The 13,148-nt window shown below is 55.7% G+C and carries 14 protein-coding genes; 6 read left to right on the top strand and 8 right to left on the bottom strand.

Going from position 1 to position 13,148, the window contains the following annotated elements; translation table 11 throughout:
- Nucleotides 1–6 precede the first annotated feature (6 nt).
- Nucleotides 7–501 (top strand): peroxiredoxin, encoded by a 495-nt coding sequence (locus V6N04_RS07590; RefSeq protein WP_371169541.1) that lies wholly within the window; start codon nucleotides 7–9, stop codon nucleotides 499–501.
- Here V6N04_RS07590 and V6N04_RS07585 read toward each other — a convergent pair.
- Genes V6N04_RS07585 through V6N04_RS07575 form a run of 3 tightly spaced genes read right to left on the bottom strand, consistent with a single transcriptional unit; the run spans nucleotide 498 to nucleotide 2,942 of the window.
- On the bottom strand, nucleotides 498–1,685 hold the full coding sequence (locus tag V6N04_RS07585) for a GNAT family N-acetyltransferase (RefSeq protein WP_371169540.1): 1,188 nt from the start codon (nucleotides 1,683–1,685) through the stop codon (nucleotides 498–500). The two genes, V6N04_RS07590 and V6N04_RS07585, sit on opposite strands and share 4 nt — an antisense overlap.
- A 31-nt stretch (nucleotides 1,686–1,716) precedes the next feature.
- Nucleotides 1,717–2,484, bottom strand: a complete 768-nt coding sequence (locus V6N04_RS07580; RefSeq protein ID WP_371169539.1) for a glycerophosphodiester phosphodiesterase family protein — start codon at nucleotides 2,482–2,484, stop codon at nucleotides 1,717–1,719.
- Nucleotides 2,481–2,942: a RidA family protein gene (locus V6N04_RS07575; RefSeq protein WP_371169538.1), complete on the bottom strand. Its 462-nt coding sequence runs from the start codon at nucleotides 2,940–2,942 to the stop codon at nucleotides 2,481–2,483. The genes V6N04_RS07580 and V6N04_RS07575 overlap by 4 nt, the downstream gene beginning before the upstream one ends.
- 358 nt (nucleotides 2,943–3,300) lie before the next feature.
- On the opposite strand from V6N04_RS07575, the gene V6N04_RS07570 reads away from it, so the two are divergent.
- Entirely contained in the window at nucleotides 3,301–4,044 is a 744-nt protein-coding gene (locus V6N04_RS07570; protein ID WP_371169537.1) for an MlaA family lipoprotein, read from the top strand.
- A complete protein-coding gene (locus V6N04_RS07565) occupies nucleotides 4,025–4,642 on the top strand; it encodes an MlaC/ttg2D family ABC transporter substrate-binding protein (RefSeq protein ID WP_371169536.1) in 618 nt (205 codons plus the stop codon). Before V6N04_RS07570 ends, V6N04_RS07565 begins: the two co-directional genes overlap by 20 nt.
- Nucleotides 4,643–4,715: 73 nt before the next feature.
- On the opposite strand, the gene V6N04_RS07560 is transcribed toward V6N04_RS07565, so the two are convergent.
- Nucleotides 4,716–5,975, bottom strand: coding sequence for a ferredoxin reductase family protein (locus tag V6N04_RS07560; RefSeq protein ID WP_371169535.1), 1,260 nt, complete (start codon nucleotides 5,973–5,975; stop codon nucleotides 4,716–4,718).
- Between the two features lie 25 nt (nucleotides 5,976–6,000).
- Entirely contained in the window at nucleotides 6,001–6,483 is a 483-nt protein-coding gene (locus tag V6N04_RS07555; RefSeq protein WP_371169534.1) for an EF-hand domain-containing protein, read from the bottom strand.
- 111 nt (nucleotides 6,484–6,594) lie between these two features.
- Here V6N04_RS07555 and V6N04_RS07550 point away from each other — a divergent pair, with 111 nt between their 5' ends.
- Nucleotides 6,595–7,059 (top strand): MarR family winged helix-turn-helix transcriptional regulator, encoded by a 465-nt coding sequence (locus V6N04_RS07550; RefSeq protein WP_371169533.1) that lies wholly within the window; start codon nucleotides 6,595–6,597, stop codon nucleotides 7,057–7,059.
- Between the two features lie 102 nt (nucleotides 7,060–7,161).
- Here V6N04_RS07550 and V6N04_RS07545 read toward each other — a convergent pair whose 3' ends face one another.
- A complete protein-coding gene (locus V6N04_RS07545; RefSeq protein WP_371169532.1) occupies nucleotides 7,162–9,378 on the bottom strand; it encodes a transglycosylase domain-containing protein in 2,217 nt (738 codons plus the stop codon).
- A 263-nt stretch (nucleotides 9,379–9,641) separates the two neighbouring features.
- Here V6N04_RS07545 and V6N04_RS07540 point away from each other — a divergent pair, with 263 nt between their 5' ends.
- A complete protein-coding gene (locus tag V6N04_RS07540; RefSeq protein WP_371169531.1) occupies nucleotides 9,642–9,980 on the top strand; it encodes a P-II family nitrogen regulator in 339 nt (112 codons plus the stop codon).
- 18 nt (nucleotides 9,981–9,998) lie between these two features.
- On the top strand, nucleotides 9,999–11,315 hold the full coding sequence (gene amt, locus V6N04_RS07535) for an ammonium transporter (RefSeq protein WP_371169530.1): 1,317 nt from the start codon (nucleotides 9,999–10,001) through the stop codon (nucleotides 11,313–11,315).
- A gap of 163 nt (nucleotides 11,316–11,478) precedes the next feature.
- On the opposite strand, the gene V6N04_RS07530 is transcribed toward amt, so the two are convergent.
- Nucleotides 11,479–11,787, bottom strand: a complete 309-nt coding sequence (locus V6N04_RS07530; protein WP_371169529.1) for a hypothetical protein — start codon at nucleotides 11,785–11,787, stop codon at nucleotides 11,479–11,481.
- A gap of 175 nt (nucleotides 11,788–11,962) precedes the next feature.
- Nucleotides 11,963–13,147 (bottom strand): amino acid aminotransferase, encoded by a 1,185-nt coding sequence (locus tag V6N04_RS07525; RefSeq protein ID WP_371169528.1) that lies wholly within the window; start codon nucleotides 13,145–13,147, stop codon nucleotides 11,963–11,965.
- Nucleotide 13,148 lies beyond the last annotated feature (1 nt).

The raw sequence follows: 13,148 nt of genomic DNA, 5'->3' as shown, positions 1-13,148 counted from the left end.
TCTAAAATGACACTTTCAGTAGGTGATAAACTGCCCGGCGGCACAGTTCTTACCATGGGCGCCGAAGGACCAGAGGCTGTCGAACTGTCGACATTGACCAATGGCCGCAATGTCGTGATCTTTGGCCTGCCGGGGGCCTATACAGGCACCTGCACCACTGCCCATTTGCCAAGCTTTATGCGCACCAAAGACGCGTTCGCTGAAAAGGGTGTGGACGAGGTTATTTGCATCTCGGTCAACGACCCATTTGTGATGCAGGCTTGGGGCGAAAGCACCGGGGCCGCTGCCGCAGGCATTACGATGCTGGCCGATGCCGAAGGCGCGTTCACCAATGCTGCGGGCCTTGCGTTTACTGCGCCTCCCGTCGGACTGATCAATCGTTCGCAACGCTATGCGCTTTATGCAGAAGACGGCGTGGTGAAGGTGCTAAATGCAGAAGACAATCCGGGGGTTTGCGAAACCTCAGCAGGCGAGGCGCTTTTGCAAGATATGCAAAGCTAGTCGCCCTCGTCGACCAGTGACTTACGAAAGGGGCCGTAGGATGTTAGGATCTCGATATCCTCTGCCACGGCCTCTTTTTCTGCGGACAGAAATTCGGTCACAGCATTGCGAAACCCTGGATCGGCGATCCAGTGAAGCGAATGTGTTGTGACCGGCAAGTACCCCCGCGCCAGCTTGTGTTCGCCCTGCGCACCAGCTTCGACCCGGCCAAGCCCATGCTCGATGGCAAAGTCGATGGCCTGATAATAGCACAGCTCGAAATGCAGGAAGGGGTGGTGTTCCATGGCCCCCCAGTAGCGTCCGAAAAGCGTTTCGCGCCCAATGACGTTCAGCGCGCCTGCGATCGGACGCCCATCGCGCAAGGCGAGAACCAAAAGCAGGTCGTCGCGCATCGACTCGTGCAACTCATCAAAGAAGGCGCGGGTCAGGTAGGGGCGTCCCCATTTGCGCGCGCCGGTGTCCTGATAAAACCGCCAAAAATCGTCCCAATGATGCGGCTTTATCGCGTCACCGGTGAGCGCGACGACCTCACCACCAAAGCTTTGCGCCTGCCTGCGTTCCTTGCGAATTTGTTTGCGCTTGCGAGAGCTTAGCGTCTCGAGGAAAGCGTCAAAACTCCTGTAGTCGCTGTTCTCCCAGTGAAACTGCTGACCGATGCGGTGAAGAAGTCCCATTTGGTTCCCCGCTTCTGCTTCCTCTTCTGTGCAGAAGGTGACATGCGCAGAACTTAGCCCGTTCTCGGCAGCGATCTGAACCATCCCTTGAATTAGCCCGGCCTGACCAATCGTCTCGTATCCGGGCCGACTTAAGAAACGTCGTCCGGTCACAGGTGTGAAAGGCACCGCCATTTGCAGTTTCGGATAGTATTGCCCGCCGGCGCGTTCGAACGCATCTGCCCAGCTAAAATCAAAGACGTATTCGCCCTGACTGTGGGATTTGCCGTAAAGCGGGGCCACGGCGACGATTTGATCGTCTGCATGGACCGTCAGATAATGCGGATGCCAGCCGGAGCGGTCGCCCACGCTTGCCGAACGCTCCAGCGCCGACAGAAAACGGTAGGTCGTGAAGGGATCAACCGGGCGATCACCGTCGATGCTCTCGGGGCAGGCACAAGCATCCCAATCCTGTGCGGTGATCCCGGTCAAGCTTTGGTGTGTTCGAATTTCGATCTGGGTATCTGTCACTGGGCTATTGGGTCAGAACCGCAACGCGTGGTCAAGCGACGTAGCCTTCGAATGTGATGTTGTCAGCGACCTTGCGCGCCTCTGTTTCGGCCTCGGATGAGCGGACAGTCCAGCACAGGACCGGCACATTCTGTGCTTTCAGGCGCGCGACTGCTTCATTCTTCAAGTCATTCACATCGTGGCTGATGAAGCTAGCCCCGACACGTTCAAAATCCGGTATATCGCGCAGGTAGTTACGGGTTGCGGCGGGAACGAACGGGTTGTTTTTCTGCAAGAACGCCTCGGTGGTCAGGCCAAGTGGTCGGTTGGTTTCAAGCTTGGATAACGCGGCCACAGAGTGCGGGTTGAAGGACATCAACGCAACATCGCCGTGATATTCTTCAAGCGCCTTGGCGGTGGCCCGTTCCAGCGCACCAACACGCGGCCCCATTGCGCCGTCTTGATCTTTAAGCTCGACCAACAGTGGGACGCGCCCGCCGACCAGTTCCAACACTTCAGAGAACGTAGGAATACCTTCGTTCCCATGTTTAAGGTCGATCCGGCCCAGCTCAATGGATGTCTGTTGTTGGATCGGGCCCTTGGTTCCAGTCAGCCGGGTCATGTCATAGTCATGAAAGACCATGGCTTCGGCATCTTTGGACAATTGCAGATCAAGCTCGATCCCATAGCCGTGTTCGATTGCGGCCAAGATCGCGGCACGCGAGTTTTCGGGACGTCCGGCACCGATATCGTGATAGGCGCGGTGCGCGATGGGACGCTTCAAAAAACTGTCTGGCAGAGGGATCGGCGCGTGGGTCATTTGATCTGGAAGATGCCTTCGATTTCGACAGCGACGCCAAAGGGCAGGCTTGCCGCAGACACCGCAGAGCGCGCGTGACGTCCGGCGTCACCCAACGCTTCGACCATAAAATCGGACGCGCCGTTGATCACTTTTGGCTGGTCGCCAAAATCAGAGGTCGAGTTCACGAAGCCGACCAGCTTAACCACGCGTTCAAGGCGGTCCAAGTCACCACCGCAGGCAGCTTTGACTTGCGCAAGAAGACTGATCGCGCAGCTTCGCGCAGCTTCTGCGCCCTCTTCTGCAGACATTGTGTCGCCCAACTTACCTGTCAGGAACGCGCCGTCCTTCATGGAGATTTGGCCTGAGACATGGACAAGGTTGCCGACTTGAACATAGGGCACATAGTTTGCCGCTGGCGCCGGGGCGTCGGGCAGAGTAACGCCCAGTTCGGCAAGCCGCGTCTCGAATTTGCTCATCTCTTGTCCTTTCAATTCTGGTCTTCCCACAAATTGGGCTCGCCCGGACGCTAGCTTGACTGGGCAGGTCTGAAAAGGGCGAAAACGCAGCGGGAGCGGTGTTGGACGAGGGAAACTATGCCGCCTATGAATGGTTGACCGCGATGTCGTCACGTAAATCGTACTCGTTCCGGCCAGCGCGAGTGGACAATACACTCGATCGTGTTGTAGCCGCTCGCAGCTTCGGCAGGAATCTGCTTGTAAACTGTCGCCAAATAGACACATAAAAAGCCGCATGCCGCTTGATGGCTATGCATAGAAAAACACAACACTATGTGTGACCAGAACAACTTAATTGCTACTGAAAACAGATATCGCTTTGACCAAACTCAACATGAAATCGTCACTGGCCGTTGTTGGCATTGTATCGATGACCGTAGGCGCTTGCGCAAAAGCGCCTGTGCCCTCCGGCTATGATGACCCGCACCAAGAACAGAACCGTCGTACCCACGGCGCGAATATCAAGCTGGATCAAGCCTTGGTCTCGCCTGCTGCCGATACGTATGGACAGGTGCTACCGCGTCCTGTGCGTGACACGATTTCGGTTTTCTCGGACAATGCGAGCTTGCCGGGGGTTGTTGTGAACAACATCCTGCAAGGCAACATCGAGAACGCAGTGCACAACTCTGCTCGCTTCTTGTTCAACTCTACGCTCGGATTACTCGGCATGTTTGACATCGCCACCGATATCGGGCTTGAGGAACGCGACAGTGATTTTGGCGAAACGCTGCATGTTTGGGGCGCGCCAGAGGGCGATTATGTTGTGTTACCGGTCTTTGGACCGTCAACAGAGCGTGACGCTGTCGGTATAGTCGCCGATTTCGTTTTGAACCCACTGAGCTTGGTTTTGCCGGTCGAAGTTGAACACCTTCCCAAAGCCACCTGGGTTCTGTCAAAGTTTGGGGACCGGTATACATTCGGTGATACGATCGACGAGTTTTATGCAAGCGAAGAAGGTTACGAGCTGATGAAGCTGTATTATCTGGACTCGCGCCGCTACGAGCTTGGCATTGAAGTCGAAGATAACGAACTTGAGGATATTTATGATGCGTATGATGGGTAACAAAACTCAGGTAACACGCCGCGCCGTTCTGGGCGGATTGGCTGGACTGGGCGTTCTTGCGTTGGTCCCTGGGCGCGCTTTGGCTGCCATCTCGGCTGAAAAGGCCGAAAGCCTGATCACCAAAGTGGTGGGCGACATCAATTCGATCATCAATTCTGGTGCATCAGAAGCCAAGATGATCAGCCGGTTTGAAAGCGTCTTTGCAAAATATGCGGACGTTAACTTCATCGCGCTATCGGCTTTGGGTCCAGATGGACGGTCGGCAAGTGCGTCGCAGAAAAAGGCGTTCGTTAAAGCCTTCCGCGGCTATGTGGCACGGCGCTACGGCAGCCGGTTCCGCGAGTTTCAGGGCGGGCGTATTGATGTGGTTGGATCGAAAAAGGTCAAAAGCCGGTTTGAGGTGCTGACCAAGACCAGCCTGAAGGGCAAATCTCCCTTCGATGTGGTCTTTGTTGTATCCGCCAAGAACGGAAAATTCATCGACATGCAAGTCGAAGGGATTTCGATTGTGAAATCTGAGCGCAAGGAAATTGGCGCAATGCTGGATCGCCGCGGGGGTGATCTGAACAAGTTGATCGCGGACTTGAACGCGGGTTGATCACTGAAGCATTTTGAATTGGAAAAGCCCCCGAGTGAACCTCGGGGGCTTTCTAGTTTTACAAAGGCACTCGCTACCGGAATTCAAACGCTTCTGTGTGGATATTATTGCGTGCGACGCCCTCTGACTTCAGACCCTTCATCAGGCCATCAATCATCGGTTTTGGGCCGCACATGAAGTAGTCGTAGCTGTCCAACGGGTCGGGTAACTTCTCCTTCATGATATCGACGCGAGCGAAATTACCTTCGTCTGAAAACAACGGAACCAGAGTGATGTTGCCAAGTTTCGCAGCCAAGGCCTTCAACTCGTCCAGATAGATCGCGTCGTTTTCTTCGCGTGCTGCATAGACCAGATGAATATCACGGGAGTCGTCCTGCTTCATATCTCGTAGTGACGACAGGAACGGGGTAAGCCCGATGCCACCCGCTAGCCAGATTTGCTTGTCACGCGCTTTGGTCGTGTCGAACCGTCCATATGGGCCGCGCACAAGCACCTTTGCGCCGGGCTCGAGCTCCTCTCGCACTTTACGCGTCCAGTCGCCTAGGACTTTGAGGGTGAAGCGAAGCTTATCCTCACCAGGGCTGCTGGAGATCGTGAACGGGTGTGGCTCGTTCCAGTCCTTGCCTTCGATTTCGATAAAGGCGAACTGACCGGCTTTGTAAGACATCGGTGTCGAGACGGGTGACAAAACAAGCTCGGTTGCACGCTCCAATCCGTTGACCTCGTCCAAACGATACTCAAGCGCGGTACGTTTGTTCATGCCAAAGATCGAATAGAAGAAGGATACGATCCCGATTGCGCCAGCCAGATAGAGGATTGGCAAGGAGGGACCGAATGTGTTCGCGAAGACCTCTGGAATTGTGAAGAAGTGGACCGTGGCCAGAATATAGACCAAACCCATTGCCTTATGCATTGGCCGCCAACGGCTGTAGCTGATCTTGCGATTCAGCGCGATCACCAGCGACAGGATCAGCAGGATCATGGCAAGCATACCCGCCGGAGCTGATGGTGTAAGCGAGTTCACCACCGCATCTGTGCCTTCAGGCAGGTCTTTTGGTGCCAAGAAGAAGTGCGGAAGGATCAGCAGCAGCGCGAAAATTCCGCAAAACTTGTGAACCTGATACATCCGGTCCAACCCGCCAAACAGGTCTTCTAGAAAAGCGGCCCTGGTCGCCAGAAAGATCGAGCAGGTCATCAGTAGATAGGCCGCTCCGCCAAGCATAGCTGGCCCCGCGACACTTGGATCGAAGCTTGGGCCTGCGAGGCCAAAGTGAACGGCAATGAATATCGCAATGATTGCGAAGATGATCAGCGGTCCTTGCTTTCGTAGCATGACGTTGCCTCCTTAATGGATTGGATCAGAGGTTTTCTGGCTTCAAAGCAGCACGAATGGCGACGAGGACGGAAAACCCACGAACATATTCGCTTTCGCTTAGCAGCGCGTCGTCATCCAGATCGGCCCGCTGAAAGTCACGCGCCAAAGACTTGCGATGTTCGGTTGGGGTGATTTCGCCATCTGCGTCGCGGTCCCAGAAGCTGAACACCACGCGGAGTGCAGTGCGATAGGCAAGCTCTTTGTCAGACTCTTCGGCCAGACTTCCATAGCCAAATCCCCAGCCAAGGAATTCTTCTTCAGTCAGGCGCCCGTTGTCATCTGCATCCATGGAATAAAAAACATCACCGCCGTAGTTACTGTTTTCACCCATATCGATGAAACCGTTTCCATTTGCGTCGACTGAGGCAAATGAAAGCTCGGCAAGGTTGCGGCCTTCGGGTTTCGTTTCTGCAAAGCTGGCTTGTGCAAACAATGGCAGAGTTAGTGCGAGGACAAGACGTTTCATCGGTGATTCCTTTTTACTGTACTTGACTTTTGCCACATTACTTGCAAATACAAATGTTGTAAATGCAAGACTTGTAAAAGGTTGCTAAGTGCAAGTATCAGGAGGAAAAAGATGCAAAGGAGCCTACTATTGTCAGGTGAAAACTGGCCCAGCGGTACCAAAATGCAAAGTTTTGGATATCTGATGCAGGTGCTGGCGCGCAGAATTGACGACAGCATGAAAGTGCGGCTCGAGGCCTTGGACCTCGATTTCCGATTTTTCATGACATTGATGTTGCTGTTGGCGCGTGACGGGCAAAGCCAGCGCGAATTGGGTGGAAAGTTGAACCTGCCGGAATATCAGGTCAGCAGAAACTTGGATGCCATGACAAAAGCCGGGCTGGTAGAACGTCGGCCCAGCCCGACAAGCAGGCGCACGACATTGATTTATCTGACTGATCAAGGCCGGTCGGTTGCGCAATGTTTGCCGCCAGTGATCAATGATCAGAATGACAGGTTTTTAAAGTCACTCAAAGATGACGAACGTGCGGTGCTGATCTCGCTGCTTCAAAGGGTCATGGCTGATAGCGCACCATAAAAGTACGTTGCGTTGCAGCTGCGTCTTAACTCTGGGTCGAAACGCTTTCATCGCCAGAGCGCCGTTGTCCTATCAATGAGCGCGACGTCGCCGTCCAAAGTCCTAGTTCTTCCCAAAGATCGATCGCAAGACGCCGATCAGAGCATCTTCAACGGCTTCTCCGACCGATTGCCCGTTTTGTGGGCGATTGCTCTGAGGCACGTTAACAATCTGGCCCTGAGAATCGATGATCTGACCGTCGAAACGAGGCGGGCCATTTGGGTGAATCATTGGCAATGGCGTTGGAACAAGCTCTGATTGGATCGCGACCATCGCATCATGCCACATCTCCGCAGGTAACCCTCCGCCGGTCACACCCTTCAACGGGGTGTTGTCATCATACCCCATCCATACACCCATGACGTATTCTGCGGTGAAGCCGATAAACCATGCATCCCGGGCAGAGTTCGTTGTGCCTGTCTTGCCAGCAATCTCTACACCGTCCACCTTTGCACGCGTCCCGGTTCCGGCATCGACAACCTGGTTCATCATATAGACCAGTTGCTGCGCAGCTTGCTGAGAGATTACACGCTCACCAATACCACCGGCTTGCGTCATCAATGGGTCGCTGTCGCCAACAAGATTAAGCTCAGTCAACCCGTATGGAATAACAGCAGAGCCGCCATTCAAGATGCCCGCATAAGCGCCTGTGGTCTCCAAAAGTGTGCTTTCTGATGCGCCAAGGGCCAGGGCGGGTCCGGCGGCCAGATCGCTTTCTATTCCGAACATCGATGCCACGGCGCGCACGGCCTCTAGCCCGACATCTTCTGCAATCTTAACGGCAGGGACGTTCAGGGATCGGGCCAGCGCTTCGGTTATGCTGACGGTGCCATAGTGTTTTCGGGTATAGTTCTTTGGACACCATTCGCCCGATCCGGCAACATTTACGCAATATGGTTCGTCCAAGATGAAGTCATCCCAACGATATCCCACGTCCAGCGCGGCCGCATAGACAAAGGGTTTGAAAGCCGATCCGGTTTGACGCTTGGCTTGGGTGGCGCGGTTGAACGCCCCGGTGACGCGGGTTTCGCGCCCGCCGACCATACCGCGTACTGCGCCGTCCGAGCTCATTACAACAATGGCGGCCTGCGCTTTGGACCCGGATGACACCTTAGTCTCGAAGATCTTGGCCATCGCCTTTTCGGCGGCTTTTTGGATACGCGGGTCAAGTGTGGTCTTGATGATCACATCTTCGGTGGTTTTTCGCGTCAGGAAGGCGGGAAGGTCGCCCATGATCCAATCGGCAAAATAGCCGCCTGCCTGCGCCTTGGCCGCGCGGGAAAGAGTAGCTGGGTCTTGCTGAAATTTCGCGGTTTCTGCGTCGCTCAGATACCCTTGTTCGTTCATCAGGCGCAGGACAGTCGCCGCCCGATCCTGCGAACGTTTAAGGTTCGCCGTCGGCGCATAGATCGAAGGTTTCGGCAACATCCCCGCCAGCATTGCTGCCTGTGCGGGGTTCAACTCGGATGCGGGAATAGCGAAATAACGCTGGGCGGCTGCATCGAACCCGTGTGAACCTGCCCCAAGATAGGCGCGGTTCAGGTAAATCGTAAGGATCTCATCTTTTGAGAACTTGGCTTCAAGCGCGAAGGCATAGATGGCCTCTTTCATTTTGCGCCAAAGTGATCCTTTGCGGCAGTCGGCTTCGTAGGCCGCTTCGTTTTTCCACTTGTTGGAGTCGTAGGGCACGCCAAGGCACAATAGTTTGGCGACCTGCTGGGTTAGCGTCGACCCGCCGTGACCGGACAAAGGTCCGCGCCCTTCGCGCAGGTTGATCCGCACGGCGCTGGCGATGCCGCGGGGGCTTAGGCCAAGATGGCCATAGAACCTCTTATCCTCGCTCGCCACGACGGCGTCGCGTAGATATGGGCTGACGGTCTCGGTGGTGATCGTGCGTCCGCGCTGGTCCCCGCGCCATGCATAGACAGCACCATATCGGTCCAGAATGGTCACAGAGCCCTTGGCGCGCCCGTCCAGAAGCGCGTTCAACTCGGGCATGGTCGACGCGAAGTAAAAGACCGCAAGACCTATGATCAACGCGATCACCGCAGCCGATTTCCAGGTGAGCCGCCATATCAAACGGAAGATCCATTTTATCAGAAAGATCGGCCAGCCCAGTATGCTCTTTGGCCGCTGCGAGCGCTTGGTCGACCTGCGTTGCGACCGCTTTGGCGCGGCCTTGGACGCCTTACGCTTGGCAGGCTTCTTCGCTGCCGGTTTCTTACTGGAATACCGTTTGTCTGCCACAAGCTTGGGGCGTTTGGGTCCGGATGGGCTCATAATACTGGTTCCGCGTCTGCTCGATCGATCCAATTTAGCGAATCGTTTTCTTTGAGTGTAGCCCGTTCCCTCGGGTCCTGCGACTTTTTGCAGTGATCAAAAAATGTGCAGGCCATTGTGCAGGTGCAGCAATTTTTGCGCAACCATCGTTTTGGGTGTCGGCAATCCTACGCCAACCCTGTTCAAGCCCCACCTCTCACATCCGAATGAGTACGAGCACGGTCGCAGTTTGCGCCGTTGAAGTGGGACAGAAAGGACAATTCGTGAAACTGATCATAGCAGCGATCAAGCCGTTTAAACTGGAAGAGGTGCGCGAGGCGCTGACCTCGGTCGGGGTGACAGGCATGATGGTCACCGAAGTCAAAGGCTTTGGCATCCAATCGGGCCATACCGAGATCTATCGCGGCGCGGAATACGCCGTGAACTTCCTTCCAAAACTCAAGCTAGAGGTCGTCGTCGCTGACTATCTGGCCCCCGATGTGGTCGAGACGATCGCCAAGGCCGCACATACCGGCAAAATCGGGGACGGCAAGATTTTCACATTGGATGTGGGCGACGCGTTGCGTGTGCGCACGGGTGAAACCGGGGTGGACGCCCTTTAGGGCGCGAAAGGACAAGATATGACACGTAAGTTTACAATCACGGCGATGCTTCTGGCGACCATGCCCGCCATGGCCATCGCACAAGACACAGGCGGCGCGCCTGCCGCCCAAACACAGTTTATCCTGACCTCTGTTCTGTTCCTTCTGGGCGGTGTGATGGTCTTTTGGATGGCGGCGGGCTTTGCGATGCTCGAAGCCGGGCTGGTGCGCTCCAAGAACGTGACCATGCAGCTGACCAAGAACATCGCGCTCTTTTCCATTGCGGCGATCATGTATTGGCTGGTCGGTTACGGGATCATGTATCCTGCGGATTGGCTGATCACAGGGTGGCTGGGACCGTTCTTTGCGGTGACGTCGCTTGATCCGGTCGGGGTCGGTGCTGACGCAGTGGATGTAGGATATGCGTCTGGTGCCTCGGACTTCTTCTTCCAGCTGATGTTTTGCGCCACCACGGCCTCTATTGTGTCGGGCGCGCTGGCCGAGCGCATCAAGCTGTGGCCGTTTCTTGCCTTCGTGGTCGTGCTGACCGGCTTCATCTATCCGATTGAGGCAAGCTGGCAGTGGGGCGGCGGCTGGTTGTCGGAAGCGGGCTTCTCGGACTTCGCAGGCTCGACGCTGGTTCACGCAGCCGGTGGTTTCGCAGCGCTGGCCGGTGCTTTGATCCTTGGACCGCGTATCGGCAAGTACAAGGACGGGCGCACGGTCCCGATGCCCGGCTCCAACCTGCCACTGGCCACGCTTGGCACGTTCATCCTGTGGCTTGGCTGGTTCGGCTTTAACGGCGGCTCGCAGCTGGCCATGGGCACGATCAGCGATGTCTCGGACGTGGCACGTATCTTCGCCAACACCAACATGGCTGCTGCCGCAGGTGCTGTCGTTGCGATGATCATGACGCAGGTGATGTTTAAAAAGGTCGACCTGACGATGACCCTGAACGGCGCGTTGGCTGGTCTGGTATCGATCACTGCCGAGCCTCTGGCCCCGTCGCTGTTCCAGTCGCTGATCATCGGCGGCCTGGGTGGAGCCATCGTGGTCTTCGTTGTCCCTCTGCTGGATCGTTTGAAGATTGACGACGTGGTTGGTGCCATCCCGGTTCACTTGGTGGCGGGCTTCTGGGGCACGTTCATCGTGGCTTGGACAAACGCCGACGCCAGCTTTGTGACCCAAATCATGGGCTTCCTTGCCATCGGCATTTTCGTCTTTGTGGTCAGCTTCATCTTCTTTTCGATCATCAAGGCCACCATGGGTCTGCGTGTCAGCGAAGAGGAAGAAGTGAGCGGTCTCGACATGGCTGAGCTGGGCATGGAAGCCTATCCGGAATTCACCAACGGGTGAAAACAAAGCGCCGGGGGACCAACTCTCGGCGCGCATTGGCCGCGCAAATACCAAGGCCAACAGGGTGGAAAAGGGGGCTGGAAGGCTCCCTTTTCTTGTCCTGACTAATTCGGGTTAGTATTGCCGGTCATCTTTAAGCCAATCGAATATAAAGGTAACTTAATCATCTTAACCTGACGACACCTGCGCCAAAATGCTTCCGAAAAAGCTCTTCGACTCTTCTGAAAACTCGACCCTTGTCAAAGTTGTATTTAGCGATTGTTGGACGAATGTTTGCCGGATTGACCGCTTCATGGCCTTCAAAATCATCCAGCATTTGATCTGTTGCGTACATGACGTTCGCGAATGTAGTCGCGTCGATTTCTTCGAATGCTTGTGCTATGCCACGCGTCCTGACGAAACCGCCCACTCCTAAGGTCACGATTGTGTCATCTATTGCCGCCTCAAGTTTTGCGACGAGTATGTCATCCATTCATTTTCGCCTCGAAACAGGCGTAACTTATTGTGATAGTGTGAGGAATCTACATCAAGGCCGCCAAGGCCGCAAGCCTAGGAAAGCACACAGAGTCTCACGTCACCGACATGTTGTTCAGAGCTGTGCAACTAGACTGGATTCCAGAGAAGCTATTCCATGAAGTGGTTGGAGCCTAAACCCCAACCTTCGCAATCGCCTCCGCCAAAATCGGCACCGTCTCTTCGTTCAACCCGGCAATATTCATCCGCGAGTCTCCAACCATATAGATGCCGTGATCGACGCGCAGGGCCTCGACCTGTTCGGGCGTGGCGCCGAGGCGCGAGAACATGCCGCGGTGGTCGGCGATGAAGCCGAAGCGGTCGGACCCCGTGCGGGCGCGCAACTCGCCAGCCAGTTTTTCGCGCAGGCCCAACATACCGGTGCGGACATCTTCTAGCTCGGTCATCCAGTCGGATTTCAAGCCTTCATCCTCAAGGATCATGGTCACCAGTCGGGCGCCGTGATCGGGCGGGAAGCTGAAGTTCTGGCGGTTTAGGTGGGTCAGGTTCTGCTGGGTGATCCCGGCCTGTTCTTCGTTCTGCGAGATGCCAACAAGAAGCCCGGTCCGTTCGCGGTAGATGCCGAAGTTTTTCGAACAGCTCGCTGCGATCAGGGCCTCAGGTACGGTCTGTGCGATCAGGCGTACGCCAGCGGCGTCCTCTTCCAGACCATCACCAAACCCCTGATAGGCGATGTCGATCAAGGGCGTCGCACCTTTGTCGACAATCACGGCGGCAACCTCTTTCCATTGGGGCAGGGTCAGATTGGCACCGGTCGGGTTGTGGCAGCAGCCATGTAGCAGCACAGCGTCGCCCGCCTTGATGCCCTTCAGGTCTTCCATCATCCCGTCGAAATCAACCGCGCGGCTTTCATTGTCGAAATAGCGGTACTCGGCCATGTTCATGCCAAGGTGTTTGATGATTGACGGATGGTTTGGCCATGTGGGTGCCGACAGCCAGATTGTGGCATCGGGCGAGGCCATCTTGATCAGCTCGACCGCTTGGTGGATCGCGCCAGTGCCGCCGGGTTGCGCGGCCATGGACAGTCGTTCCGACGGTACGGTATCGCCCAGAACCAGCTTTGACAGCGCGCGCCCATAGGCCGGATCGCCAGCCAGACCGGTATATGATTTGGTGCCTTCGATGTCCCACAGCACCTTTTCCGCCGCCTTTACAGCGCGCATCACCGGGGTCACACCGAGTGCGTTCTTGTAAACACCGACGCCGAGGTCAATCTTACCCTCGCGCGTGTCTTCGCGGTATTGCTGCATCAGCGCCATGATCTTGTCTTTGGGCTGGGCTTTGAGGTTGGTGAACATC

The organism is Aliiroseovarius conchicola (assembly GCF_041403445.1).
Classification (GTDB): Bacteria; Pseudomonadota; Alphaproteobacteria; order Rhodobacterales; family Rhodobacteraceae; genus Aliiroseovarius; species Aliiroseovarius conchicola.
Note: the sequence above shows the minus strand (reverse complement) of the source record. Positions and strands in the feature narration are given on the sequence as shown.

What these genes read in the sequence shown, in the direction of transcription:
- V6N04_RS07590 (WP_371169541.1), top strand. Translation starts at nt 7, where the DNA reads ATGACACTTTCAGTAGGTGATAAACTGCCCGGCGGCACAGTTCTTACC.
- V6N04_RS07580 (WP_371169539.1), bottom strand. Translation starts at nt 2,484, where the DNA reads ATGACCCACGCGCCGATCCCTCTGCCAGACAGTTTTTTGAAGCGTCCC.
- V6N04_RS07575 (WP_371169538.1), bottom strand. Translation starts at nt 2,942, where the DNA reads ATGAGCAAATTCGAGACGCGGCTTGCCGAACTGGGCGTTACTCTGCCC.
- V6N04_RS07565 (WP_371169536.1), top strand. Translation starts at nt 4,025, where the DNA reads ATGATGCGTATGATGGGTAACAAAACTCAGGTAACACGCCGCGCCGTT.
- V6N04_RS07560 (WP_371169535.1), bottom strand. Translation starts at nt 5,975, where the DNA reads ATGCTACGAAAGCAAGGACCGCTGATCATCTTCGCAATCATTGCGATA.
- V6N04_RS07555 (WP_371169534.1), bottom strand. Translation starts at nt 6,483, where the DNA reads ATGAAACGTCTTGTCCTCGCACTAACTCTGCCATTGTTTGCACAAGCC.
- V6N04_RS07550 (WP_371169533.1), top strand. Translation starts at nt 6,595, where the DNA reads ATGCAAAGGAGCCTACTATTGTCAGGTGAAAACTGGCCCAGCGGTACC.
- V6N04_RS07545 (WP_371169532.1), bottom strand. Translation starts at nt 9,378, where the DNA reads ATGAGCCCATCCGGACCCAAACGCCCCAAGCTTGTGGCAGACAAACGG.
- amt (WP_371169530.1), top strand. Translation starts at nt 9,999, where the DNA reads ATGACACGTAAGTTTACAATCACGGCGATGCTTCTGGCGACCATGCCC.
- V6N04_RS07530 (WP_371169529.1), bottom strand. Translation starts at nt 11,787, where the DNA reads ATGGATGACATACTCGTCGCAAAACTTGAGGCGGCAATAGATGACACA.
- V6N04_RS07525 (WP_371169528.1), bottom strand. Translation starts at nt 13,147, where the DNA reads ATGTTCACCAACCTCAAAGCCCAGCCCAAAGACAAGATCATGGCGCTG.